The sequence below is a fragment of the Stappia sp. genome (genome assembly GCF_040110915.1).
Classification (GTDB): domain Bacteria; phylum Pseudomonadota; class Alphaproteobacteria; order Rhizobiales; family Stappiaceae; genus Stappia.
In genome coordinates, this window is record NZ_CP157793.1 from 1,842,203 (window position 1) to 1,868,533 (window position 26,331).

19 protein-coding genes and 1 tRNA gene are annotated in these 26,331 nt (G+C 68.1%); 12 read left to right on the plus strand and 8 right to left on the minus strand.

Features of this window, described 5'->3' with window-relative positions; all coding sequences use genetic code 11:
• Nucleotides 1-80: 80 nt before the first annotated feature.
• Nucleotides 81-1,400: a sn-glycerol-3-phosphate ABC transporter substrate-binding protein UgpB gene (ugpB, locus tag ABL312_RS08070; RefSeq protein ID WP_349360872.1), complete on the minus strand. Its 1,320-nt coding sequence runs from the start codon at nt 1,398-1,400 to the stop codon at nt 81-83.
• A gap of 503 nt (nt 1,401-1,903) precedes the next feature.
• Between ugpB and ABL312_RS08075 the strand changes: the two genes are divergently transcribed.
• The 7 genes from ABL312_RS08075 to ABL312_RS08105 all read left to right on the plus strand — a co-directional run bounded on the left by ABL312_RS08075 (nt 1,904) and on the right by ABL312_RS08105 (nt 11,469).
• Nucleotides 1,904-3,916 (plus strand): PhoX family phosphatase, encoded by a 2,013-nt coding sequence (locus tag ABL312_RS08075; RefSeq protein ID WP_349360873.1) that lies wholly within the window; start codon nt 1,904-1,906, stop codon nt 3,914-3,916.
• A 207-nt stretch (nt 3,917-4,123) separates the two neighbouring features.
• Nucleotides 4,124-5,608: a replicative DNA helicase gene (locus ABL312_RS08080; RefSeq protein ID WP_349360874.1), complete on the plus strand. Its 1,485-nt coding sequence runs from the start codon at nt 4,124-4,126 to the stop codon at nt 5,606-5,608.
• Nucleotides 5,609-5,780: 172 nt separating this feature from the next.
• Nucleotides 5,781-6,968 (plus strand): alanine racemase, encoded by a 1,188-nt coding sequence (gene alr / locus ABL312_RS08085; protein WP_349360875.1) that lies wholly within the window; start codon nt 5,781-5,783, stop codon nt 6,966-6,968.
• Nucleotides 6,968-8,362, plus strand: coding sequence for a DNA repair protein RadA (gene radA, locus ABL312_RS08090; protein WP_349360876.1), 1,395 nt, complete (start codon nt 6,968-6,970; stop codon nt 8,360-8,362). Before alr ends, radA begins: the two co-directional genes overlap by 1 nt.
• Before the next feature lie 143 nt (nt 8,363-8,505).
• Complete coding sequence (locus ABL312_RS08095; protein ID WP_349360877.1) at nt 8,506-9,135, plus strand: CvpA family protein; 630 nt, start codon at nt 8,506-8,508, stop codon at nt 9,133-9,135.
• Between the two features lie 108 nt (nt 9,136-9,243).
• Nucleotides 9,244-10,719, plus strand: coding sequence for an amidophosphoribosyltransferase (gene purF / locus ABL312_RS08100; protein WP_349360878.1), 1,476 nt, complete (start codon nt 9,244-9,246; stop codon nt 10,717-10,719).
• A 6-nt stretch (nt 10,720-10,725) separates the two neighbouring features.
• Entirely contained in the window at nt 10,726-11,469 is a 744-nt protein-coding gene (locus ABL312_RS08105; protein WP_349360879.1) for an SDR family NAD(P)-dependent oxidoreductase, read from the plus strand.
• Between the two features lie 105 nt (nt 11,470-11,574).
• On the opposite strand, the gene ABL312_RS08110 is transcribed toward ABL312_RS08105, so the two are convergent.
• Nucleotides 11,575-12,174, minus strand: coding sequence for a TIGR00730 family Rossman fold protein (locus tag ABL312_RS08110; protein WP_349360880.1), 600 nt, complete (start codon nt 12,172-12,174; stop codon nt 11,575-11,577).
• 207 nt (nt 12,175-12,381) lie between these two features.
• Here ABL312_RS08110 and ABL312_RS08115 point away from each other — a divergent pair, with 207 nt between their 5' ends.
• A complete protein-coding gene (locus ABL312_RS08115) occupies nt 12,382-13,986 on the plus strand; it encodes an Ig-like domain-containing protein (RefSeq protein WP_349360881.1) in 1,605 nt (534 codons plus the stop codon).
• Between the two features lie 51 nt (nt 13,987-14,037).
• Here the strand turns inward: ABL312_RS08115 and ABL312_RS08120 are convergent, their stop codons facing one another.
• Nucleotides 14,038-15,360 (minus strand): RsmB/NOP family class I SAM-dependent RNA methyltransferase, encoded by a 1,323-nt coding sequence (locus ABL312_RS08120; protein WP_349360882.1) that lies wholly within the window; start codon nt 15,358-15,360, stop codon nt 14,038-14,040.
• Between the two features lie 615 nt (nt 15,361-15,975).
• Here ABL312_RS08120 and ABL312_RS08125 point away from each other — a divergent pair.
• Nucleotides 15,976-16,239, plus strand: a complete 264-nt coding sequence (locus tag ABL312_RS08125) for a hypothetical protein (protein WP_349360883.1) — start codon at nt 15,976-15,978, stop codon at nt 16,237-16,239.
• 294 nt (nt 16,240-16,533) lie between these two features.
• On the opposite strand, the gene guaB is transcribed toward ABL312_RS08125, so the two are convergent.
• The 3 genes from guaB to ABL312_RS08140 all read right to left on the minus strand — a co-directional run bounded on the left by guaB (nt 16,534) and on the right by ABL312_RS08140 (nt 20,198).
• The gene (gene guaB, locus ABL312_RS08130) at nt 16,534-18,036 is read right to left on the minus strand and encodes an IMP dehydrogenase (protein ID WP_349360884.1); all 1,503 of its coding nucleotides are present in this window, start codon (nt 18,034-18,036) and stop codon (nt 16,534-16,536) included.
• 213 nt (nt 18,037-18,249) lie between these two features.
• Nucleotides 18,250-18,942, minus strand: coding sequence for an RlmE family RNA methyltransferase (locus ABL312_RS08135; RefSeq protein ID WP_349360885.1), 693 nt, complete (start codon nt 18,940-18,942; stop codon nt 18,250-18,252).
• Nucleotides 18,939-20,198, minus strand: coding sequence for a Ppx/GppA phosphatase family protein (locus ABL312_RS08140; RefSeq protein ID WP_374730187.1), 1,260 nt, complete (start codon nt 20,196-20,198; stop codon nt 18,939-18,941). Before ABL312_RS08140 ends, ABL312_RS08135 begins: the two co-directional genes overlap by 4 nt.
• Between ABL312_RS08140 and ABL312_RS08145 the strand changes: the two genes are divergently transcribed.
• Both ABL312_RS08145 and ABL312_RS08150 read left to right on the plus strand, forming a co-directional pair.
• A complete protein-coding gene (locus tag ABL312_RS08145; RefSeq protein WP_349360887.1) occupies nt 20,172-20,843 on the plus strand; it encodes a hypothetical protein in 672 nt (223 codons plus the stop codon). The two genes, ABL312_RS08140 and ABL312_RS08145, sit on opposite strands and share 27 nt — an antisense overlap.
• A 452-nt stretch (nt 20,844-21,295) precedes the next feature.
• Nucleotides 21,296-21,369, plus strand: a tRNA-Gln gene (locus tag ABL312_RS08150).
• Between the two features lie 247 nt (nt 21,370-21,616).
• Here the strand turns inward: ABL312_RS08150 and ABL312_RS08155 are convergent.
• Both ABL312_RS08155 and ABL312_RS08160 read right to left on the minus strand, forming a co-directional pair.
• The gene (locus ABL312_RS08155) at nt 21,617-23,617 is read right to left on the minus strand and encodes a hypothetical protein (protein WP_349360888.1); all 2,001 of its coding nucleotides are present in this window, start codon (nt 23,615-23,617) and stop codon (nt 21,617-21,619) included.
• Nucleotides 23,618-23,657: 40 nt separating this feature from the next.
• Nucleotides 23,658-24,881 carry a carboxylate--amine ligase gene (locus tag ABL312_RS08160; protein WP_349360889.1) on the minus strand — a complete coding sequence of 408 codons (1,224 nt, stop codon included), beginning with the start codon at nt 24,879-24,881 and terminating at the stop codon, nt 23,658-23,660.
• Between the two features lie 490 nt (nt 24,882-25,371).
• Between ABL312_RS08160 and ABL312_RS08165 the strand changes: the two genes are divergently transcribed.
• Nucleotides 25,372-26,331, plus strand: coding sequence for an agmatinase (locus ABL312_RS08165; protein ID WP_349360890.1), 960 nt, complete (start codon nt 25,372-25,374; stop codon nt 26,329-26,331).

The window sequence follows — 26,331 nt, forward strand, 5'->3', positions numbered from 1 at the left end:
ACGGCCCGGACAGGGAGTTCCGGACCGCGCGTCCGCGCGGGGCCTGCGGACGGGGCTGGCCCCGTCCGCGCTTGCCGCGATCAGCGGTTGGCCTGCTCGAAGCGGCGCAGCAGCTGGTCGCCACGCGCCTTGGCGCTGTCGAGCGCGTCCTGGGCCGACTTGTCGCCCGCCCAGACGCCTTCCAGTTCCTCGTCGATGATGCCGCGGATCTGGTCGAAGCTGCCCAGACGCAGGCCCTTGGAGTTGGCCGTCGGCGCCTTGCCGGTCATCTGGAGGATGGCGATGTCGGTGCCGGGGTTCTCGTCGTAGAAGCCCGAGGCCTTGGTCTGCTCGTAGGCGGCCATGGTGATCGGCAGATAGCCGGTGTCCTGGTGCCACTTGGCCTGGATGTCGGAGGACGACAGGAAGTTCAGGAATTCCGCCACGCCGGCATATTCCTCGTCCTCATGACCGGTCATGACCCACAGCGAGGCGCCGCCGATGATGGTGTTCTGCGGCGCGCCCTCGACCGATGCCCAATAGGGAAGCGGACGGATCTGGAAGTCGAACTCGGCTTCCGCCTTCACGCCGGCGTAGCCGGCGGAGGATTCGGTGAACAGCGCGCATTCGCCGGAGCGGAACCGCGCCCCGCCCTCGTTGCGACGGCCGGAGTAGATGAACTTGCCGTCCTGCGCCCACTCGCCCATGGCCGAGATATGCGCGACCTGCACCGGACCGTTCAGCGACAGCTCGGTGTTCACGCCGCCGAAGCCGTTCTCCTGCGTGGCGAAGGGCACATTGTGGTAGGCGGAGAGGTTCTCCAGATGCACCCAGCTCTGCCAGGCGGTGGTCAGCGGACAGGTGGAGCCGGCCTCCTTGAGCGCCGTCAGCGCCTCGCCGACCTGCTCCCAGGTGGACAGGTCCATGTCCGGGTCGAGGCCGGCCCCTTCCAGCGCGTCGCGGTTCACGTAGAGAACCGGCGTGGAGGAATTGTAGGGCAGCGACAGCATCTCGCCCTCGGTCGTGGTGTAATAGCCCGCGACCGCCGCCAGATAGGCGCTGGGATCGAACGGCTTACCCGTCTCTTCCATCAGCTGGTAGACCGGCTTGATCGCGCCTTCGGCGGCCATCATCGTCGCGGTGCCGACCTCGAAGACCTGAAGGATGTGCGGCTGCTCGCCGGCGCGGAAGGCGGCGATGCCGGCGTTCAGCGTCTCGGAGTAGTTGCCCTTGTGCGAGGCCACGACCACGTACTGGTCCTGCGAGGCGTTGAACTTCTCCACCTGCTCGTTGAGCAACTCGCCCAGACGGCCGGTGAAGGCATGCCACCACTGGATCTCGGTGGCGGCGAAGGAAACCGAGGCGCTGCCGGCCAGCATGGTGGCGGCGAGAACGCCCGTGAGTGTCTTGCGATAGGACATCGTCTGCTTGCTCCCTAGGTCGAACGCAGGCTCGACATGCGGTTGAGATCCGTGTGCACGCGGCCCGGAGAGGACCGCAGCTTACGCGTTACCCCGCATTTCGTAATTTTTTCATATGAACGATCTGTGTCGCTCACATGAACATTAAGCGACACTTCGGTGACGATCGCAACCCCTTGCGCGGCGTGCCCGTGTCCCCGTCCGGGCGCGGCGTTCCAAGGCCGCGCGAAAAGGCGCAAGGCGTGCGCCTGCCGCCCCCGGCAATGGGGGGCTTCGCCTCTTCGGCAGCGGGAACCCTCGCGGGCAGACACCGGGCCCACAACCGTCACAATTCTATGACGGAACCCCTGTATGATCATGTATTCGGCTACTGAAATGCCGATTAAGTTCATGATTTTTCAGAATATTTTTTGAGAAAATCGCCATCGCGGATATTGAATGCGTCCCCCGCGCCCCCAAATCAAAACACGCCCGTTAAGGGGCGTTCGAGGGAGACTTCCGCCATGGACAAGATTTTCAAGGATGATGGGTTCGGCAACAAGGCCGAGGCGTTCGAGGAAGCCGACAACAAGGTCCTGAGCCCGAAAGAGGCCGATACCTTCGGCGATATTGTCAATCGCCGCTACGGCCGCCGCGACGTCCTGCGCGGCGCGCTCGGCGTGACCGCGGTCACCGCGCTGTTTGGCACCACGGCGCTCACCGCCGCGACCCAGGCGCGCGCGGCCATGCCGTCGTTTTCCTTCACCGAGCTGGAAAGCGGCAACGACGAGACCCACCACATCGCCGAGGGCTACAATGCCGACGTGCTGATCCGCTGGGGCGACCCGATCTTCGCCGATGTGGCCGACTTCGACCCGCGGAACCAGAGCGCCGAGGACCAGCTCAAGCGCTTCGGCTACAACAACGACTATGTCGGCTTCGTGCCGCTCGCCGAGGACGGCTCGCGCGGCCTGCTCTGCGTGAACCACGAGTACACCAACGAGGAAGTCATGTTCCCCGGCATCGGCCGGCAGGACAACAAGGGCTTCGCCGACATGACCAGGGCGCTCGTCGACATCGAGATGGCCGCCCACGGCGGTTCGATCTTCGAGATCGCGCGCGGCGCCGACGGCAAGTGGGCCGTGGTTCGCGACAGCCGGTACAACCGCCGCATCAGCGCGCTCGACACCGAGATGACCTTCTCCGGCCCCGCCGCCGGCCACGACCGGCTGAAGACCTCGGCCGATCCGGACGGCATGACGGTGATCGGCACCATCAACAATTGCGCCGGCGGCATCACGCCCTGGGGCACCTATCTGATGGCCGAGGAGAACTTCCACGGCTACTTCTGGACCGACAAGCTGGATGCCGACGGCAACCCGGTCCTCGAGGGGGCGGATGCGGCGAGCCTCAAGCGCTATGGCGCGCCGGGCCGCTGGTACAATTGGGGCCAGCACCACGACCGCTTCAACCTCGACACGGAGCCGAACGAGGTGAACCGCTTCGGCTGGATCGTCGAGGTCGATCCGATGGATCCGGCCTCCACGCCTGTCAAGCATACCGCGCTCGGGCGCTTCCGCCACGAGGGCGCGGAATCGATCGTCAATTCCGACGGACGCGTGGTGCTCTACTCCGGCGACGACGCCCGCTTCGACTATGTCTACAAGTTCGTCTCCGCCGGCACCGTCTCCGACGACCGCGCGGCGAACATGAAGCTCCTGTCGGAGGGCACGCTCTACGTCGGCAAGTTCCACGAGGACGGCCGGCTCGAGTGGCTGCCGCTGGTGCATGGCGAGGGTCCGCTGACGGCGGAAAACGGCTTCGCCAGCCAGGCCGACGTGCTGATCGACACGCGCCTCGCCGCCGACGCGCTCGGCGCGACGCCGATGGACCGGCCCGAGGACGTCCAGCCGGGTCCCGACGGCAAGGTCTACATGATGCTGACCAACAACACCCGCCGCAAGCCGGGCCAGGAGGACGCCGCCAATCCGCGCGCCGACAATGCCTTCGGTCACATCGTGGAAATGATCGCGCCGGACGGCGACCATGGCGCCACCACCTTCGCCTGGAACATCCTGGTGAAATGCGGCGATCCGGCGGTCGCGGACGTGGGCGCCCAGTGGGGTCCGGAAACCTCCGAGCACGGCTGGTTCGCCTCCCCCGACAATTGCGCGATCGACGCCGACGGCCGGCTGTGGGTCTCCACCGACCAGGGCTCGAACTGGGCGAAGACCGGCAAGTCGGACGGCCTCTACGCGGTCGAGACCGAAGGCGAGCTGCGCGGCTCGTCCAAGCTCTTCTTCCGCTGCCCTGTCGGCGGCGAGCTCTGCGGCCCGTATTTCACCCAGGACCAGACGACGCTGTTCCTGGCGGTCCAGCATCCGGGCACGGACGGGACGAAGAACTTCAAGGGCTTCGAGCGCGAGTCCACCTTCGAGGATCCGGCGACCCGCTGGCCGGACTTCACCGACGGCATGCCGCCGCGCCCCTCCGTGGTCGTGGTGACGCGCACCGACGGCGGCAAGATCGGCGTCTGACGCCGGCGAAAGACCCCCGCGAAATCACGCCCCCGCCGCTTCGCCGGCGGGGGTTTTTCATTTGCCGGCACATTTCCCCAGTGGTGTCAGCGTCAAGTCGATTCACGGATTATCCCGAGGATTCACGGCCGCGAAATCGCCTCTCCCTTTCCCTTGTATGTTGCGCCCCGCTTCCGCTAACACAGGGGGCTCACGAGGGGACGGGATATGAAGGGAACGGCAGCGGCGAACGATCAGACGGCCGCGACGATGCGCGTCGCGCCGCACAACGCGGAGGCCGAACGGCAGCTGCTCGGCGCGATCATCGTCAACAACGAGACCTATTACCGGGTCTCGGATTTCCTCGAGGCCGCGCATTTCTTCATCGAGCCGCACCGCGAGATCTACGAGAAGGCCGGCCAGTTGATCCGCGCGGGCAAGGTCGCCTCGCCGATCACGCTCAAGACCTTCTTCGCGCAAGACGCACGCATCGCCGACATGTCGGCCGCGCAGTACATCCTGCGCCTTGCCGCCGACGCCGCCTCCATTATCAACGCCGAGGACTACGGCCACGCGATCTATGACCTCGCCATCCGGCGGAACCTCATCCGCATCGGCGAGGACATGGTCAACATCGCCTATGACGCGCCGATCGACATGCCGCCGGCGACCCAGATCGACGACGCCGAGCGGCGTCTCTTCGAACTGGCGGAAAAGGGCCGCACGGACACCGGCTTCCTGAGTTTCGGCGACGCGCTCTCGGCAACCATCGAGATGGCGGCGGCCGCCTATCAGCGCGAGGGCGCGCTGTCGGGCATCGCCTCGGGCCTGCGCGATCTCGACGCGCTGATGGGCGGGCTGCAGCACTCCGACCTGATCGTGCTCGCCGGCCGGCCGGCCATGGGCAAGACCTCGCTCGCCACCAACATCGCCTATAATGTCGCCGAGGCCTATCGCGCCGAGGAACAGCCCGACGGCACGATGAAGACCGTCAACGGCGGTGTCGTCGGCTTCTTCTCGCTGGAAATGTCGGCCGAGCAGCTCGCCACGCGTATCATCTCCGAGCAGACGGAAATCTCGTCGTCCAAGATCCGGCGCGGCGACATTTCCGAACACGATTTCGAGAAACTCGCGGCCGCGGCCCAGACCATGCAGAGCGTGCCGCTGCATGTCGACCAGACCGGCGGCATCTCCATCGCCCAGCTCGTCGCCCGCGCCCGTCGGCTGAAGCGCCAGCGCGGGCTCGACCTGCTGATCGTCGACTACATCCAGCTGCTCTCCGGCTCGTCCAAGAACCAGGGCAACCGCGTGCAGGAAATCACCGAGATCACCACCGGCCTGAAGGCGCTCGCCAAGGAGCTCAACGTTCCCATCATCGCGCTGTCGCAGCTCTCGCGTCAGGTGGAATCGCGCGACGACAAGCGCCCCATTCTCTCCGACCTGCGTGAATCGGGCTCCATCGAGCAGGACGCCGACGTGGTGCTCTTCGTCTATCGCGAGGAATATTATCTCGGCAAGACGATGCCGGAGGAAGGCTCCGAGGACTACGTGAAGTGGGAGGAGAAGCTGGAGCGGGCCAGGAACCGCGCCGAGGTGATCATCGCCAAGCAGCGTCACGGCCCCACCGGCACCGCTCACCTGCACTTCCAGGGCGAGTTCACCCGCTTCTCCGATCTGGCCGATCCGGATCGCTTCCCCGACCCGCACGGCTGACAGGCCCGCCCGAACGGGGGTGCGCCTTGACCCTGCCGCATGCGGACGCCCAAATGCGGCCATGCGAATCGAAGCAGGCTCTATCCTGATGAAGGTCCGCGTTCCATGAGGACCACGCCCGGTTCCAGACGGGCATGTTTTCCGCGCCCGGTTCCAGACGGACGATGCAAACGTGACTGACGGCACCTCCCGCACTGCCCCGCCCGCGCCCGGCCGAGACGTCTGCGACGAGGCGCAGCCGGGCGACGGCGGGCGCATCACCATCGACCTTGGCGCGCTGGCGGCCAACTGGCGCGCCCTGCGCGACCGGCTGAGCGCGAACGCCGAGTGCGGCGCCGCCGTCAAGGCAGAATGCTACGGCCTTGGCTCCGAGCGTGGCCTCGAAACCCTGTGGGCGGCCGGCTGCCGCACCTTCTTCGTCGCCACGCCCCAGGAAGGCGCCGGCACGCGCCGGATCCTGCCCGAGGCGACGATCTACATTCTCAACGGCCTCTATCCGGGGGCGGCCGGCTACTACGCGACGCACGGCCTGCGCCCGGTGCTCGGGTCGATGGAGGAGGTCGACGAGTGGCGCGCCTTCGCCGGCACCCGACCGGCACCGGCCGCGCTGCATGTCGACACCGGCATCAGCCGGTTGGGCGTGTCGTTGGAGGAGGCCCGCTCCCTCGCCAAGGTCGAGGACTTCGCGCCCGACATGATCCTGTCGCATCTGGCCTGCGCCGACAGTCCCGACCATCCGATGAACGCGCGCCAGCGCGACCGCTTCCGGGACGCCATGGCACTGTTCCCGGGCGCCAGGGGCTCGCTCACCAATTCCGCCGGGATCTTCCTCGGGCCCGACTTTCACTTCGACGTGGCCCGGCCCGGCATCTCGCTCTATGGCGCGCAGGCCTCCGCCCTGCCCGAAAGCCGGCTTTCGCCCGTCGTCACCCTGGAAAGCCGCATCCTGCAGATTCACCATCTCAAGCGCGGCGAGACCATCGGCTACGGCGGCACCTTCACCGCCCCCGCCGACATGACGGTGGCCATGGTGGCGGCCGGCTATGCCGACGGCTACCTGCGGGCGAGCGGATCGAGCGACGAGAAGCGCGGCGCGGATGCCTGGCTCGCCGGCTACCGGCTGCCGATCCTCGGGCGCATTTCCATGGACATGGCCGCCTTTGACGTGAGCGCCGTTCCCCCCGACGTCGCCCGGCGCGGCGCCTTCGTGGAACTCTTCGGCCCCAACATTCCCGTCGACGAGGTGGCCACGGCCGCCGGCACCATCGGCTACGAGTTGCTGACCGGCCTCGGGCGGCGCTTCGCGCGCCGCTACCTGCCGGCGGACCATGAGGCGGACCCGACGGGGGAAACGGGCTGATGGCCAAGCGCTCCACCGCCTTCGTCTGCCAGTCCTGCGGCGCGGTCGCGGCCAAATGGGCCGGGCGCTGCGACAGCTGCGGCGAATGGAACAGCCTTGTCGAGGAGCGTCAGGGCTCGGGCGTCGGCGGCTCGCCCTCGCCCGTCAGCCGGCGCAAGGGCCGGGTCGTGCCGCTGGTCGGTCTCAGCGGCGACAGCGAGACCCCGCCGCGCATCGAAACCCGCGTCGGAGAACTGGACCGGGTAACGGGCGGCGGCTTCGTGCCGGGCTCGGCCTTGCTCGTCGGCGGCGATCCGGGCATCGGCAAGTCGACGCTGCTGATCCAGGCGACGGCGCGCATCGCGCGTCTCGGCCATCGCGCCATCTATATCTCCGGCGAGGAGGCGATCGATCAGGTGCGCCTGCGCGCCGCCCGCCTCGGCCTCACGGATGCGCCCGTGGGATTGGCCGCCGAGACCAGCGTGGAGGACATTCTCGCCACGCTGACCAGCGAGGCCCCGCCGGCCATCGTCATCATCGATTCCATCCAGACCCTGTGGACGGAGACGGTCGATTCGCCGCCGGGCACGGTCACCCAGGTGCGCGCCGCCGCGCAGGCGCTGGTGCGCTACGCCAAGTCGAGCGGCGCGACGGTCATCCTGGTCGGCCATGTGACCAAGGACGGGCAGATCGCCGGCCCGCGCGTGGTGGAGCACATGGTCGACGCGGTTCTCTACTTCGAGGGCGACGGGGCGCACCAGTATCGCATCCTGCGCTCGGTCAAGAACCGCTTCGGCGCCACCGACGAGATCGGCGTCTTCGAGATGACCGACAAGGGGCTCGCGGAGGTCGGAAACCCCTCCGCGCTGTTCCTCGGCGAGCGCAACGGCCGCACGCCCGGCTCGGCCGTCTTCGCCGGGCTAGAGGGCACCCGCCCGCTGCTGATCGAGATCCAGGCGCTCGTCGCCCCCTCGCCGCTCGGCACGCCGCGCCGCGCGGTGATCGGCTGGGATACCGCGCGCCTGTCGATGATCCTCGCCGTGCTGGAGGCGCGCTGCGGCGTGCGTTTCGCCCAGAACGACGTCTATCTCAATGTCGCCGGCGGTCTCCGGGTGAGCGAGCCCGGCGCCGATCTCGCGGTGGCCGCCGCCCTCATCTCGTCGCTCAGCGGGGTTGCCCTTCCCGCCGATTGCGTCTATTTCGGCGAGGTCAGCCTGTCCGGGGCGGTGCGCGCCGTGTCACAGGCGCAAAGCCGGCTGAAGGAAGCGCAGAAACTCGGTTTCACCCGCGCCTTCGTGCCGGAGGCGGATATCGCCCGGGGCAAGAAGGCGGACGGGGATCTCACGGGTGTCAGCGAACTGTCGGATCTGGTCGCGCGGATCGCCGCCGGCAGCGGCGACGGAGCACAAGACTGACGATGCTGCTCCCGCGCGACCGTCGGCCCGACGGATACCCTCGCGCTCCGGAGAGGCGGAGCAAGGACACCATCCGCGCACGGCCCACGCGGACGAATGGGCCGACGATGCCGTGAGGCTGCGATCAGGGACCGTGTCGAGCAATGCCGATCACCCCTCTTGACGGAATTCTTCTCGTCATCATGCTCTTGTCCGCCGTGCTGGCGATGATCCGCGGCTTCGTGCGCGAGGTCCTGTCGATCGCCTCCTGGGTCATCGCCGCGATCGCCGCCTATCTTCTCTATGGGCAGGTGCTGCCGCTGGTGCAGCAATACATCAATCAGGAATATGTGGCGCTCGGCGTGGCCGTCGCCTCGGTCTTCCTGATCACGCTGATCGTGGTGAGCTACATCACCATGCGGATTTCCGACTTCGTGCTGGACAGCCGGATCGGTGCGCTCGACCGCTCGCTCGGCTTCGTCTTCGGCGCGCTGCGCGGGCTTCTGCTGGTGGTGGTCGCGATGATGTTCTTCAACTGGTTCGTTCCGGCCCAGGAACAGCCGCGCTGGATCGCCACCGCCAAGTCCAAGGCGATGCTCGACAGCATCGGCAACCGACTGGTCGCCGCCCTGCCGGAGGATCCGGAGCAGTCGATCCTCAAGCGCATCCGCGAGCGCGACGCCGCGCCGAACGGAGCCGCCGCGCCGCAGACGAGCGACGAGGAAACCGGCTACACCGAGACCGAGCGCCGGGGACTGGACCAGCTGACGACATCGGGCTCCGACGGCAACTGACCAAAGCGTCCGGCGCGCCGCCGCACCGCGGCCCCGGCGCCAAGCCGCCGCCATGCACTATCTTTTCGCGACCGCGCGGGCCTGCGCGCGGCAATCAGGAGCGAGACAATGGCCGGGACTCCAACCGTTGATCTGACACGCGACGATCTGGACGGCGACACGCTGCGCGAGGAATGCGGCGTGTTCGGCATTTTCGGACACGAGGACGCGGCCGCCGTGACCGCGCTCGGCCTGCACGCGCTTCAGCACCGCGGACAGGAAGCGGCCGGCATCGTCACCTACGACGGCGGCCAGTTCCGCTCCGAGCGCCATCTCGGCCTCGTTGGCGACCATTTCTCCGACGCCGACGTGATCCGCCGCCTGAGCGGCGCCTATTCCATCGGCCACGTGCGCTACTCGACCTCGGGCGAGACGATCCTGCGCAACGTCCAACCGCTCTTCGCCGAACTCGACGGCGGCGGCATCGCGGTGTGCCACAACGGGCATTTCACCAATGCGATGACGCTGCGCAAGGAGCTCATCAAGGACGGCGCCATCTGCCAGTCGACCTCCGATTCCGAGGTCGTGCTTCAGCTCGTGGCGCGTTCGCGCAAGGGCAAGATCGTCGACCGCTTCATCGACGCGATCCAGCAGATGGAGGGCGCCTATTCGCTGGTCGCCCTGACCCGCAAGAAGCTGATCGGCGCCCGCGATCCGCTGGGCATCCGCCCGCTGGTGCTGGGCGACCTGAACGGCGCCCCGATCCTCGCCTCGGAAACCTGCGCCCTCGACATCATCGGCGCGAAATTCATCCGCGAGATCGAGAACGGCGAAGTGGTGGTCTGCACGCCCGGCGGCATCGAGAGCTACTTCCCCTTCGGCAAGCGCCCGGCGCGGCCCTGCATCTTCGAATACATCTACTTCTCGCGGCCCGATTCGGTGCTCGGCGGGCGCAGCGTCTATGACGTGCGCAAGGAGTTCGGCCGCCAGCTCGCCCTCGAGAGCGGGGTCGAGGCCGACGTCGTGGTGCCCGTGCCCGATTCCGGCGTCCCGGCCGCGCTCGGCTATGCCGATGCCTCCGGCGTGCCCTTCGAGCTCGGCATCATTCGCAACCACTACGTCGGACGCACCTTCATCGAGCCGACGCAGCAGATCCGCACCCTCGGCGTGAAACTCAAGCATTCCGCCAACCGCGCCCAGATCGAGGGCAAGCGGGTGGTGCTCGTCGACGACAGTCTGGTGCGCGGCACGACCTCGGTGAAGATCGTGCAGATGATCCGCGACGCCGGCGCGCGCGAGGTGCACTTCCGGCTCGCCTCGCCGCCGATCCGCTTTTCCGACTATTACGGCATCGACACGCCGGTGCGCGAGAAGCTGCTGGCGGCGAAATACAGCCTCGAGGAAATGCGCAATTACATCGGCGCCGATTCGCTCGCCTTCCTGTCGGTCGACGGGATCTACAAGGCGATCGGCTATGAGGGCCGCGACCACGAGCAGCCGCAGTTCACCGACCATTGCTTCACGGGCGACTATCCGACGCCCCTGACCGATCTGGCCGGAGAGGACGACGTCTCGCACATGCCGCGCCTGGTGGAAGTGGGATAACAGGACATGAGCAAACGTTTCGAGGGACGCGTCGCCGTCGTCACCGGCGCATCGCGCGGCATCGGCTATTTCACCGCCAAGGCGCTGGCCGCGGAAGGCGCGCATGTGATTGCGGTCGCCCGCACCGTCGGCGCGCTGGAGGAACTCGACGACGAAATCCGCGCCGCCGGCGGACAGGCCACGCTGGTGCCCGTCGATCTGACCGACTTCGAGGCGATCGACCGGCTGGGGGCGGCGATCTACGAGCGCTGGCAGAAGCTCGACGTGCTCATCGGCAACGCCGGGATTCTCGGCGGGCTGTCGCCGCTCGGTCACGTGAAGCCGAAGACCTGGGACCAGGTGATGGCGATCAACGTGACGGCGAACTGGCGGCTGATCCGCTCGCTCGACCCGCTGCTGCGCCAGTCGGACGCCGGGCGCGCGGTGTTCCTGACGTCGGGCGCGGCGCACAAGTGCAAGGCCTATTGGGGCCCCTATTCGGTCTCCAAGGCCGCGCTGGAGGCGCTCGTGCGCACCTATGTGGCCGAAACCCGGCAAACGCCGATCACCGGCATGCTGGTCAATCCGGGCCCGATGCGCACCGCCATGCGGTCGCAGGCGATGCCCGGCGAGGATCCCGAAAGCCTGCCGCATCCGAGCGAGCTGGCACCGCATATTCTCGACCTCGCGGCCCCGGAGAACAAGGACAACGGGCTCCTTTTCGACTTTCCGTCGAAGGAGTTGCGGAGTTTCTTTCAGGTATCTTCTTAAGACATGACGACCGCGCGCGTTCACTCACGCGCGGGGCTCGATCCTGACTTTTGACGATGTTTCACGGAGCGTGTCGCGCCCGGCCTCGGCCGAAGGGGCCGCCGCTCACAGGCGGTCGAGGTCGGCAAGCTCCGCGCCCGCCGCCGCCGGCGCGCGGCAGGCCTCGCGCAGGGTCGGGAGAATCGACGCGACGTCCGTGCATACGTGATAGTCGATCTCGAAACCGGGGCGGATGAAGCCCTCCCCGCGCATGTGGGCGAGCAGATCGACGAGCGGTCGCCAGAAGCCGTCGATGTCGGCGAGCACGACCGGCTTGCGGTGTCGCCCGAGCTGGCCCCAGGTCAGGATCTCGACGACCTCTTCCAGGGTGCCGATGCCGCCGGGCAGTGCCACGAATCCGTCGGCGCGTTCGAACATGGCGCGCTTGCGCTGGTGCATGTCGTCCGTGACGATCAGCTCGCTGACCGTCTCCATCATCACCTCGCGCTCCTCCAGGAAGCGGGGAATGATGCCGGTGACATGCCCGCCGCCGGCGAGCGTCGCGCGCGAAACCGCCCCCATGAGGCCGATGGAGCCCCCGCCGTAGATGAGGCCAAGCCCCTCGGCGGCGACACGCGCACCGAGGTCGTTCGCGGCGGCCAGATACGCGGGATTCGCGCCCTCGCCCGTGCCGCAATACACGCAGATCGTCTTCAACTCGCTCATGCGACGTGTGTTGCACCGCCGATGACCCCGGTCAAGAGCGCAGATACCCCGGAGGCCGACACCCGGGTGACGGGCCGTCACCGTTGCTTGCCGCCTCATGAAGGAACATATATCCATCGAACGGTTTGTTTCGCGCGGCCAGCGCCAGACGAATCTCCGGCGCGGCAGGCGCCGGACACATGGATGAGAGACAGGAACGGATCGCTCATGTCCCGCACTACGGTCATTCAGCTGCTCGTGCTTGCCGGCATCGTCGGCGCCGGCGCCCTCGGCTTCGGCCTTTGGCAGGCGCAGACCGGCGGCGGGGGCGCGGGCGATCCCGACGCGCCGGCCACGGCCCGGGCGCCCGACACCGGCAGCACGGCCGAGGACGGGACCCCGAGCGGCAGCGGCGACGAGGGGCTCACCGCCACCGCGCCCGCGCCGGAAACCGACGCCGCGCAAGCCCCCGCGTCCGGCGACGCGCCGGGGACCGACGCCGCACAGACAGACATGGGGGACACTGCGGACAGGGCGGACACCACCACGGCGGACGCCGGCGCGACCAATGCCGGCGACGGCCCGAGCTTCGACCTGATGCGGGTGGAACCGGACGGCTCGGCCGTCGTCGCCGGGCGGACCGAGGCCGGCGCGATCGTGGCGCTTCTGTCCAACGGCAAGGTCGTCGGCAAGGGCGTTGCCAATGCGGCCGGAGAATTCGCCATCGTGCTGGACGAGCCGCTGGAGACCGGCGCCCATGCCGTGACGCTCGAGACCCGCGATGCGGACGGCGCGGTCACCGCCCGGTCCGCGCAGTCGCTGACCGTGTCGGTGCCCGACACGCCGGAGAGCGGCGAAGTCCTTGTGATGCTCAACGAGCCCGGCGCGCCCTCGACGATCCTGCAAAAGCCCGACACCATTGCCAGCGCGACACCGGAGACAGCGCCCGCGTCCGGCGACGCGGCGGCCGACACCGCCGTGGCCATGGCGCGGGATGCGGCGCCGGACGCGGAGACGGCGGCCAACCGCGAGACGGAAACCGGGGCCACCGCCGAGGCCGGCGCGGCACCGGTCGGCGACACGGCCGAGCGGAACGACGTGGCCGCACCTGCGGCCTCCCCGGACACCGGCACGCAGACCGCGGAGACGACGCCCGCGCAAGAACGCGTCACGGACCCGCAAACCGACGTCGCTGCGGCGGATCCGGCTGCGACGCCGCCCGACGCACAGACAGCCGACGCAGCCTCCGACGCGCAAACCGCCGCGGCTTCGGGCACATCCGGGCCGGAGACCGCCGCCGAGGCGCCCGTCTCCGTCGAGGCGGTCGAGACGGAAGAGGACAAGGTGTTCGTGGCCGGGGCCGGCGCGCCGAACGCGGATGTGCGCGTCTACCTCGACAATACGCTGGTCGGCGAGACGAGGACGGACGAGACGGGACGCTGGCTGCTGGAAGCGGACCGTTCCGTGGAGCCGGGCGAGGTCGATGTGCGGGCCGATCAGGTGACCGGCGACACCGGCGAGGTCGTGGCCCGCGCGCAAGTGACCTTTGCCCGCGCCGAGGACGCGGTGATCCTGCGTCCGGTGGCGGTGAGCGGCGAGGCCGGCGGCACGCCCGGCGCCGACGGCACGACCGGCGAGCGTCAGATCCCGAATGTGATCATCCGGCGCGGCGACAATCTGTGGACCATCTCGCAGCGCCGCTATGGCGACGGGGTGCGCTACACCACGATCTATCAGGCGAACCGGGACCAGATCCGCGATCCGGACCTGATCTACCCCGGCCAGGTCTTCATGCTGCCCGAGGGCGACCGCAACTGGCCGGCCGCCAACTGAGGTCCGGCGTCCCCCGGATCATCAGGCGCGAAACGGTCGGCCCCATGAATTTCAGGCACGCCGGCGCAGCAGCGCGACGAAGAACCCGTCGGTGCCGGTGCGCGCGGGGCTGAGGGTCGCAAACCCTTCCGCCGTGAAGCGCGGCGTTGCCGCGTCCGCGCCGAACACGGCCTCCCAGCGCGGCTGAAGCGCATCGACCTCGAAGTCCTCGCCACGCTCGGCGAGGAACGTGCGCACCTGGGTCTGGTTCTCGCACGGCAGCAGCGAACAGGTGGCATAGAGCAGATGGCCGCCCGGCCGCACGTAGCGGCTCGCCTCGGCCAGGACGCCCTGCTGCTCGCGCATCCGCCCGGCCAGCGCATTGGCCGTCACCCGCCACTTGGAATCGGGCCGCCGCCGCCACACGCCGGTGCCCGAACACGGCACGTCGAGAAACACCAGATCCATGCGCCCCTCGAGATCGTCGAGCGAGGCGCTTTGCGGATCGCGCGTCTGGACGTTGCGCGCCCCGGCCCGCTGCAGCCGCTCGAAGATGGGCGCCAGCCGCAGCCGGTTGGCGTCATGGGCATAGATCTGTCCGCGATTGTCGAGCGCGCCCGCGAGCGCGAGCGTCTTGCCGCCGCCGCCGGCGCAGAAGTCGAGCACCTGGGACGGCTCCACCGAGGCGCCGAGCAGCGCGGCGATCTGGCTCGCCTCGTCCTGAAGCTCGAACCAGCCCTTGCGGAAGCCCTCCTCCGCCTGCACATGCGGCGCGCGCTCCCGTCCTCTCGGCGGCGACAGCCGCAGACCCACGGGCGAAATCGGGGTCGGCTGAAACTCCAGATGCGACAAGCGGCGCAGCAGCCGCTCGCGGTCGCCCTTGAGGAGGTTGACCCGCAGGTCGATGGGCGCGCGCGCGGCAAGCGCCACGCCCTCCGCCACAGCCTCGTCGCCGAAGCCCTCCTCGAAATGCGGCCACAGCCAGTGAGGTACGTCGGCGCGCACATGCGCGGGCGCATCGGCAAGCACGTCCGTGGCGGCGTCCCCGCCGTCGAGCGCCGCCTCGAGCCGGGCGCGCTCATCGCCCGTCAGCGGCTCCGGCGCGAAGCGGTCGGAGGCAAACGCCGCCTCCAGCCCCTCGATCCCCTGCTCCCAGCTGAGCGCGAAGGTCGCCAGGATCAGCGCCCGGGCCGAGGTCTCGCCCATGACATGCGCCAGCGACAGACGGCGGCGCAGCGCATCGAACACCAGGTTGGCGATGACGACACGGTCGCCGCTGCCGGCGAACCGATGCCGACGGCCCCACTCCTTCAGCGCCTCCTGCACCGGCTGCCGGTGAGCCTCCAGGTCATTGAGAATCTCGATCGCCGCAGAGAGGCGCCCGCCGTCCTTCATGGCTCTTCCTCGATAGATATTCGTGCCGGGCGTGAAACGCCGGTCGACCTGCCTGCACGGCCCGCCAGAGATCGCGAGGCACCGACAAAACCTGGCAGCCCTGCCCCGGAACCGTCGAGCGCAAACCGCCCGCCTGCGACACGGCATCGGCTGCCGTACAGCCCAAAAGTCATCGGCTGCCGTACAGCCCAAAAGTCATCGGCTGCCGTACAGCCCAAAAGGCATCGGCTGCCGGCCGGCCCGCAAGGCCTGCCCCCGGAGCACGCTGCCGAATGGACGCGCCCGGTTCGGTGCGCGCCAGAAGCGCAAGAGCGGTTTTCCGCCCGCACCGGCGCGGCAAACCCCATGCCTGCTGCTTTAGACGATCGAACCCCGCTTGCCAACGCCGATTTCCCGGCCCCGGCGCCCGCACGAGCGCAATCCGGGAACGAGTGGCGAGAGAAACAGATCAACCCCAGATAGAAAGAACTCGTAAAGTCTAACAGCTCACAACTTCTATACAACCGGGAGACACATCATCGAAAACCAAAGAATAACGCTTCGATAACGTTGGATCGGGTCTCATGATGCAAATTTGAGGTGGAAGCGATGCACAACAATCACGGAGCTGACGACGTGGCCAAGATCGACACCAACCCTCTTCACACCGACGCCCTCGAGGCCGGCGCTCTCGAGGCCGGCGGGATCACGCCGGGCCCGAGCGACCCGGCCAAGGAGATCGAAGCCTGGAAGGCCTATTTCAAGTATGCGGCCGAGGATCTCAGGGGCGAGTCTCCGGAACTCCTCGTGGCCTGCGCCCATCGCCTGCTCGAGATGGCGCAGGAAACGCGGGACCGGCGCGGCGGCACGTCGAAGCGGGCGACGCGGACCGCTTCCTGACCGGCGGCCGCACGACCCTGCTTTCCCGGCCCGCGATCCGGTGGCGACCCGCGCTGACCCGCGACGCCCCACCCCGCGCGACAACCCCTTTGCGGCCGTCGCCGAGCCCGGTTGCAGCGGGGGCAGATGCGGCCGAATGGACGAGATTCAGGAGACGACCGGGGGTCGCCCGACAGGTCTCGAGCAAGGCTGAAACCAAAAACCCCGGAGGCCGCAAGGCTCCGGGGTTTTTCGGTGCGTGCGTCGTGTCGTCACGCGCGGCCCCATCCGCGGGACACGCGCGCTCAGACAGCCTCAGACGCTGGAGGGATAATTCGGGCTCTCCCGCGTGATCGTGACGTCGTGGGCATGGCTTTCGCGCAGGCCGGCGCCCGAGATCTTCACGAAGCGCGCCTTTTCCTGGAAGTCGGCCAGCGTGGTCGCGCCGACATAGCCCATGGCCGCGCGTAAACCGCCGGCGAGCTGATGCAGCACGCTCTCCAGCGGCCCCTTGTAGGGCACCTGCCCCTCGATGCCTTCCGGCACAAGCTTCAGCGCGTCGCGCACCTCCGCCTGGAAGTAGCGGTCGGCCGAGCCGCGCGCCATGGCGCCGACCGACCCCATGCCGCGATACGCCTTATAGGACCGTCCCTGGTGCAGATAGACCTCGCCCGGGCTTTCGTCCGTGCCGGCGAAGAGCGAGCCGATCATTGCGCCCGCCGCACCGCCGGCCAGCGCCTTGGCGAGATCGCCGGAATACTTGATGCCGCCGTCCGCGATCACCGGCACGCCCTCGTCGTCGGCGACCCGGCAGGCCTCCATGATGGCGGTGAGCTGCGGCACGCCGACGCCGGCCACGATCCGCGTCGTGCAGATCGACCCCGGCCCGATGCCGACCTTCACCGCATCCGCGCCCGCGTCGATCAGCGCGCGGGTGCCGTCGCCGGTCGCAACGTTGCCGGCCAGCACCTGAACGGAGTTGGACAAGGCCTTCACCCGGCGCACCATCTCCAGCACGCGTTCGGAATGCCCGTGCGCGGTGTCGACCACCACGAGATCGACGCCCGCGTCGACCAGCCGCTCGGCGCGCTCGAAGCCTTCCGGACCGACACTGGTGGCCGCGGCGACCCGCAGCCGGCCCTGCTCGTCCTTGGAGGCATTCGGGTTGAGCTGGGCCTTCTCCATGTCCTTGACGGTGATCAGCCCGATGCACTGATGCCTGTCGTCCACCACCAGGAGCTTCTCGATCCGGTGGTGGTGAAGCAGGCGCTTGGCCTCGTCCTGGCTGACGCTCTCATCGACGGTCACCAGGCCTTCGCGCGTCATCAGTTCATAGACACGCTGGCTCGGATCGGAGGCGAAGCGCACGTCGCGATTCGTCAGGATGCCGACCAGGCGCCCGACATGCTGGCCGCCCTCGCCGCCGTTCTCGACCACCGGCACGCCGGAAATGCGAAACCGCTGCATCAGGTCCAGCGCGTTCTGCAAGGTCGCGTCGGGCCCGATCACCACCGGGTTCACCACCATGCCCGATTCGAACTTCTTGACCCGGCGAACCTCTTCCGCCTGCTGCTCGATCGACAGATTGCGGTGAATGACGCCGATGCCGCCGGCCTGCGCCATGGCGATGGCGAGCCGCCCTTCCGTCACCGTGTCCATGGCGCTGGAGAGAATCGGCAGGTTGAGATCGAGGGTGCGCGTGACGCGCGTCTTGAGATCCGTTTCCGCCGGCAGCACCTCCGAGTGTCCGGGCAGCAGCAGAACGTCGTCGAAAGTCAGGGCGTCCGCGCCATGGTGCGGCTCGAAGAATGCGGGCATTGCCAATCCCCTTTTCGTAAAGGAACGCCGGACCGGCGATGCAAAGGCACATCGCGGGCGACCCGTCGCGGATGGGAGAAGTTGGCGCGGGTGATTAACACGGGCGTGACAGGAAGGGAAGCGGCTTGAGCGCGGCACATGGCCCCGCCGCCGCGCCCGCCGGCCTTCCCCCGAAGCCGCCTTGTTCGAGAGTCCCTCACTGCCGCGCGCGGATCAGCGGCCGCGAAACCCCTTGGCGAGCACATAGAGCTCCGGGCTCTCCTTGCGGCTGGCCGGCGGCTTGACGTGATGCACGGACGTGTACTCGCGCTTGAGCTGGGCGAGCGCCTCGCTCTCCGCCCCGCCGCGAAACACCTTGGACAGGAATGCCCCGCCGGGGGCGAGGGTCTCGCGGGCGAACTCCGCAGCCACCTCGAAGAGATGCGCGGTGCGCAGATGGTCGGTCTGGCGGTGGCCCGTCGTCGGCGCGGCCATGTCGGACATGACCACATCGGGCGCGTTTCCACCGAGCGCCGCCATCAGCGCGTCGGGCGCATCGTCATCCAGAAAATCCTTGAGCAGCAGCGTCACGCCCGGCAGCGGCTCCATTTCCAGATAGTCGATGCCGACGATGCGCGGATCGCCGTCATCGGAGCCGGTGCGCGCGGCCGCCACCTGACACCAGCCGCCAGGCGCCGCGCCGAGATCGACGATGCGCTGACCGACCTTGAGCAGGCCGTGCTTGTCGTCGATCTCGATCAGCTTGTAGGCCGCGCGCGAGCGGTAGCCGTCGATCTTGGAGCGGCGCACATAGGGGTCGTTCAACTGCCGCTGCAGCCAGCGGGTGGAGGACGTCTTGCGCCGCTTGGCGGTCTTGACGCGCTCGAACATGCCCCGATCGCCGCGCCCGCGGCCCGATGTCGTCATTTCCCGTTCCTTCCCCGGCCGCGATGGCGCGGCGGGTCCTTGCGCCGCCACACGTTGTCGGCGGACATGAGTTCCATCAAGATGCCTTCGCGCAGACCCCGGTCCGCGACCCGCAGTCGCTGACACGGCCAGCGCCGCCGGATCGCCTCGAGGATAGCGCAGCCGGCCAGCACCAGGTCGGCGCGATCCGCGCCGATGCACGGATTGACCACGCGTTCCTCGTAGCTCATCGCCCGCAGCCGGCCGATCATCGCGCTGACGTCCTCGGTGTCCATCCAGGCCCCGTCGACACGCCGGCGGTCGTAGCGCTTCAGACCGAAATGCACGCCGGCGAGCGTCGTCACGGTGCCGGAGGTGCCCAGCATATGCACCTCCCCGTCGCAGATCGCCTCGCTCAGCTCGCGCCCCAGCGCGAAGGCCTCCAGATGCTGACGCGCATCCTGCACCATCGCCTCGAAGGCGTTGGCGCAAACATGGCGTCCGCCGTGGCGCTCCGCAAGATTGACGACGCCGACGGGCAGCGAAATCCACGCGCGAATGAACCGCGTCAGCGCCACGCCGCGCGCGCCGCAGCGATTGCGCAGGTCGAGCCACACGATTTCCGACGATCCGCCGCCGATGTCGAACAACACGACGCCCTTGGCCTGCGGATCGACCAGCGAGGCGCATCCGGCCACCGCCAGCCGGGCCTCCGTCTCGCGCGAGGCGATCTCCAGCGACAGGCCGGTTTCGGCATGGACGCGGGCCAGAAACTCCGGACCGTTCTCGGCCGTCCGGCAGGCTTCGGTGGCGATCAGCCGGGCGCGCGCGACGCCCCGGTCGCGCATCTTGTCACGGCAGCAGACAAGGGCCGCGATCGCCCGCTCCATCGCCGCCTCGCCCAGACGGTTGCCATGGCCCAGCCCCTCGCCCAGACGCACGATCTTGGAGTAGGCATCGATGACGCGAAAGCCGCGCGGCTCCGGCCGCGCGACCAGCAGGCGGCAATTGTTGGTCCCCAGATCGAGCGCGGCATAGAGAGGAAACGACGGCCCCCGGGGACGCGCGACCGGCGCCCCTTGCATGCCCCCGCGTCGGCCGGCCGGGGCCCGTTCGCCCGCCTCGCGCACCGGTGTCTCCCGCGCCGGCGTCCGGAGCGGTCGCCCGCCCTCCGCCCGCGCGCCGTCGGTGGCTCCCGGCGCTCCGCCAACGCCGCCGCGAGACGGCGCCCGCGCATCGGGGCGCGGCCCGTGCCCGCCGGCTCCGCGCTGGCGCATGCCGGGATCCGGAACAGCCTGCGCTCCGACCGGGGTTTCGCGGGGCGACTGACGGCCCGCCGCCCGCCGCTCGGCACGATTGGGCCGCCGGCGCTTCTTGCCACGGCGACGTTTCGCAGCCTCGACCGGTCCGGCTTCCGGGTCGCGTGGCGCGTCTCCCGCTGCGCCGGCATCTTTTGCACGCGCGCCATGGTGGTCCCGAGACCTTTCGGCGGCCGGTTCGTCGCCGGAGGCCCATCTGTCGGCGGAGCGCCGTTCGAAGGAGATTCGCCCGGACTGGGTTTCGCGGGACACGTCGTCGCCCGGGCCTGCCTTGGAAGAGCGGTCTTCCTGCGTGCGATCTGCCTGGTTGCGATAATCTTGGGTGCGATCTTCCGGCGACCACGTCGTGGCGGCGTGCCGCTGCTCGCGAGCGCTCCGCCGCGCATCTTCTCCGTCGCCGGCGCTCTGCCGGGCGCGCTCCCGGTCTCCGCCGCCCGGACCCTGATGTGCCTGCTCCCGCTCGCCCTTGCCCGGGCGCACGCCGTGACGCGCGCCGTTCGGTCCGCCGGCGGTCCGTTTCCCCGCGGCGGTGTCCTCGGCCGAAGCCGCCGGATGGCGCACCTCGGTGCGGGCAACCGGCTCATCCAGAGCCGGGCCGTGTGAAGCCGGTCCCGAAGCGGATGCGGGCGCAGCGGCCTTGGTTTCCGGGCGCTGCCGTTTGCCCTTTCGACGCCGCCTGCGCGTATGGTCGTCGCGCCCGCGGCCGTCCGCTTCCGCGTCGGGGTTCGGCCGGAAATCCTCCGGTCCGATCTTTCCCGAATCGCTCACTGTTCATCCCCGCCGGCGCGCCAAACGCGCCTCGGTTCGCCGGCACATGGCCTGAAGGCCCGTCGCCGGTCGATGTCATGTTGCCGATAGTCTAGCAGCATCTCCCGCCCCCGCAATCCGTTGCCGGCCCGTTTACGCGTCGCCGATCCCGTCCCCGGCTGTGGACAGACGGCGCCGGGCGGCAAAACCCCGGCGGAGCGCCCCTTGACACGACGCGCCGAGATTCATAGAACACGGGGCACGTCGTCACCGCCGCTTCACAAGCCGCTCGCGGACGACATCGGCATTGGGGAATAGGTTAACGGTAGACCCGCGGACTCTGACTCCGTTAGTCCTGGTTCGAATCCAGGTTCCCCAGCCAACTCTTCTCCCGGAAAATCAAAAACTGACCACGTCGCCATGGCGACCGAATATGTCGTTCGGGATCGGATCGACCGCGCGGAGCTCCGCACGCTTTCGGCGCTTCTAGCCTGGCTCTGGCAGCGATTCATCGTTTGGCTTTGCGCCGCGCAGCACACATCCTCGTGAACCATGGCACGGAAGCGCCCTGATAAGCGCGGGCGGGTCCCGACGTCGGTCTGGGCGCGAAGGTGTGGGCGCGCCGCGCCCTATTGCGCGCCGGCCAGGGCGAGATCGCGCGGGATGCGGTCAGCGGCCCAACTCTCGACCGCCATGGCGCGCACCTGCGCGATCAGGTCCGCAGGCACCGGCGCTCCGGCCCCGGCGGGGCGGATCAGGTCGTCGTGGAACAGATAGAGCCGCGAGACGAACTGCTCGAACACGAGCGACGCCTCGCCGTGGCGTTCGCCATTGCCGTGGGTGGAGACCGTCACCCCGCCGCCCCAGTCCTGACCGCTGTCGTTGTTGGGATTGTAGAAATAGATGCGCGTGCGCCCTTCGGTGTCCTCGGCCACCCTGAGGATTGCGATCGCATGCCATCCGACGAAGCGCGCGCTCGCATCGGTCACGGCAATGCCCGCCGGCTGGGGATGGATCACCGGCCGGCCGCCGTTGTAGGCGGGATGATAGCCCTGACAGAAGCGGGTGACGAAGCCGTCATAGTCCTGAAGCTGCCCGCTTGCCACGTCGACGGCGACGACGCAGTCGCGCGCCACCCACCAGCCGTGGAATTCCGGATTGATCCAGCGGTGCGGATCGCCGCCGCGCGGCGCGCAGATGCGTCCCATCTCGGCATAGACCCGGTCGAGATGCGGGACCAGCAGCACGGAGACCGGATCGGCGTCGATGGGCGCGCCGGCGGCAAGCCCCGCCGGCAGGTCGCCGGAGGCGATGGCCGTGCCCTCGAAATGCATCAGCAGCGAATCGAACTCGCCAACCTGGCAGATCAGATGCAGCAGGAAATCGGGATCGTTCAACGCCCACATGGCGATCGCCCGGGCGGACTGGCAGGTCGGATTGGCACCCTGCCCCACGCCGAGCGGCTGGCCGAGAACCTCCAGCGTGCCGGCCAGCACGCGGGCATGCGCCGGGACCGCATCGCCGAACGCAAGGTCGACACGCGCCGCGACGGCCGGCTGCAGCGTCATCGACAGCTGCCGCTCCAGCGCCGGCGCGATCGGGGCGCTGTGCAGCACCCCGCGCTCCAGCAGCATCGCCAGACCGAAAACCGCTTGCGGGGTCTGCGGATGCACGGCGGCCGCGATCAGCCTGTCGACCAGCGGCGTGAACTTGCGGAAGCTGTCGAGCCCCGTTCCGCCGAGCCCGAGCGTGTCGGCCAGAAGCGAGGCCTCGCGGTTCTCCGAAACCCAGCGCAGAAACGCGGCGTGATAGTCCGAGACGAGACCCGTGTCGTGCATGGCGCGGGCGAAGCCGGAGGCCTCGCGGCGCAAGGCGGTCTCGTCGAGCCGCTCCAGACGCGCCAGATAGGCGTCGATGCCCGGGTCGTCCAGACACTCGTTGGTGGGCCCGAAAAGCGCGCTGACCAGCCGGTCGGCGCCCAGCCGCTCGCGCCCGATGCCGCCATCCTCACGCGTCAGCGCAATGGCGATCTGGGTGATCATCTCCTTCACCGGCCCGACCTGGATCGGCCGCTGCTCCAGGATGCGCCAGATCTCGGCAACGAGAATGCCAAGCACATCCTGAAAGCCGATGTGATCGGCGATGAAGCGGAACACGTCGCCGCGCAGGGCCACACCGGCGCTGTCCCGCCGGTCGGCCTCGCTGGTCTGGTCGAAGAAATGGCGCAGGTTGAGGGCCAGAACCTGCGTCAGGAAATGGCGCGCGTGCTCGGCGTGGACATTGAGATGTGCGCCACCGCCGCAGGCGATCGCCAGCAGCCGCAGGAGGCTCGTCACCTCCAGCGCCACCGTCAGCCGGTCGGGACTCTGGAGCGTCTGCCCGACCAGTTGCGGCAGCAACCGCGACGGGTCGTCCCAGTCGGAGCCGCGAAAGAGGCCGGCGGCCTCCATCGTCAGCCCGCGGGCGAACAGCGCATCCAGACCGCCGGGAACGGCGGCGAGACGCGCCGCCACATCGAGCACGGGACGTTGATGACGGTGCTTGGCGAAGGGACGCGCGCCCGCCAGTCGTTCGATGGCCACATCGAGCGTCTCGGCCAACCGGTTCGCCTCGGACCTCGGTTCCATCATGGTCAATTCGTCCTTGTAGAAGCGGCCGCGCGCGACCCGCCTAGATGTAGAAATCCAGCTCCTCCTGGGCCTTCAGGAGATCGCGCAGTGTGTGCGGATTCTCTCCGAAGAAATAGGCCAGCCCCCAATGGGTGCCGAACGCCGTGCGCTTGGTCACCTTCTGCTCCGCCGGCGAGGCGAGCTCGTGGAACTCGAAATAGGGGTGGTTCTGGGTCTCTTCGGGGATTTCCAGCCGGCTGATGACGCGTCGGCGCGGATAGACGCCGAAACACCCCGCATAGCCCCTGGCGTCCTTGACCGCCTCGGGGAAGAAGGCGTCGATCTCCTCCTGGGTGGCCTTGGGATCGAACATCAGCGCGATGCCCTGGTAGCCATTAAACCCATAGGCCCGCTCGATCAGTTCCAGCGCATTGAAGCCCGGCGGACGATAGGCGACCTCGCCGAAGTAGAGCTTTCCGTCCTTGGTCAGGAAATACTCCGGATGGATGAAGCCGAAATCGATGTCGAAGGCCTCGATCAGCTTCTCGATCTCCTCGGTGATCCGGGCCCGCCAGGATTCAAGCTCCGGGGTCGCCGGCACGAAGACGGAATAGCCGAGCGTTACATACTCGGAGATGTTCAGGAACTGGATCTTGCGATCCTTGATCCAGGCCTCGACCGCGAACTCCCAGCCGTCGAGATGGCTTTCCAAAAGCGCGGGAAATTCCTCGTCGGGAATGTTGTCGACATCCTCCGGCGTGCGGATGACCCGGTGACCGGCGGTGCCGGACTTGTCGAAGGCCTTGAAGTGGATCGGGTCGTTCGGATCGCCTTCGAGCTTCAGGAGCGTCTGGTTGACGCGCTTGAGAAAGCGGATGACGTCGCCCCGATCATGCGCTTCCTCGAACACCCCGACCCGGATGCCGCCGAGCTGCGCGCGTCGCTTCATCAGCGACTTGTCGCGAAACAGCATCGACTGGCCAAGCAGACGCGGATTGTCCATGAGCACAGCGTTGATCGCCCCGGCCCACTCCACGGTTTCCTCGAACAGCGGAATGGCGACGTCGACGCCCTCGTCCTTCAACCGGTGGGCCAGTTCGTGCGAGCGCTCGTTCAGCCGGTCGAAGTCCCACGACATGTAGGGAATGTCGTTCTGCTGGCAGTACTCCTCCGCCCAGGGCGGCGCCACCACGATGTATTTCCGGTCGAACCGGTCGATCGAATCGATGGCGTTCAGGCTCCAGCCCAGAAGCGCGACGTAACCTTTGTCGGGATCAATGCTCATGCGTATCTCCTGCTCTGTAAAATTGGACAAGTCCTCCTGCATTCCCGCGCCGAATGCGCGACATGATCGCGAAACCGGCCTTCAAACGCTCTGGATCAAACGCGATGAACACCAGCCGCCTTGCGAGTGAACGTAAAGGAATCAATTTCAAATTCAAGCCGGAGCGATGATAAGAGAATTTTTCCGAGCGCCCGCGCAATAAACGGCATCGACTTCAAAAAATAAAATCTCGAATACAGAATTCAAACAACAAAATATTTTTCGTATTTTATCTTAAAGAAATCGTTCTCAATAAATTATATACTTTTCTTTCAAGAGCTGGCCTCGCCTTGACTTATCGCAACACTAACCCGCCAGCCGCGGCCTTGCCGACGCCGCCACGCCTTGCCTGACCGTCCGCGATCACGGACGATGGACAAATGTCCACGGCGCACCCCGCCGCGAGCGTCTTTTTCGTCCGTCCCCTTTTCGTGCATGCAAGGAGCCATTGATGGCAGATCCCTTCTTCCAGCCGGTCTCGGGCTTCGACCTTCCCCGCTTTGCCGGGGTGCCGACCTTCATGCGTCTGCCGCATGTGCCGCTCGACGATCCGCGCATCGCCGACGTGGACATCGGCCTGATCGGCGCGCCCTGGGACGGCGGCACGACCAACCGGCCCGGACCGCGCCACGGGCCGCGTCAGCTGCGCGATCTCTCGACCATGATCCGCGCCCAGAACGGCGCGACCGGCATCCGCCCCTTCGAGCGGGCGAATTGCGCCGATCTCGGCGATGTGGGGCCCAATCCGGCCGACGTCGTCGACAGCCTGACCCGCTTCACGGATTTCTATGCCCGCGTGAAAGAGGCCGGCATCCGCCCTCTGACGGCGGGCGGCGATCATCTGTGCTCGCTGCCGATCCTGCGCGCGCTCGGCGCCGATGCGCCGCTCGCCCTGGTGCATTTCGACAGCCACACCGATCTCTTCAAGAGCTATTTCGGCGGCACGCTCTATACCCATGGAACGCCGTTCCGACGTGCCGTGGAGGAAGGCCTCATCGACCCGAAACGCACCGTGCAGATCGGCATTCGCGGCACTGCCTACGACAGCGAGGACCGGGATTTCGCGCAAGCGGTCGGCATCCGGGTGATCGCCATCGAGGAGTTTTTCGCGCGCGGGATCGCGGACGTGATGGCGGAGGCACGCGAGATCGCGGGCAGCGGCCCCACCTATGTCTCCTACGACATCGACTTCGTGGACCCGGCCTTCGCGCCGGGCACCGGCACGCCGGAGGTGGGCGGGCCGACCTCCTTCCAGGCGCTTCAGGTCGTGCGCGAGCTGGACGGGCTCAGTATCGTCGGGGCGGATCTGGTGGAAGTGTCTCCGCCCTTCGACCCGAGCGGCGCGACCGCCTTCCTCGGCGTGTCGCTCTTGTTCGAACTGCTGTGCGTGATGACCGCGTCGTCCCGCTGA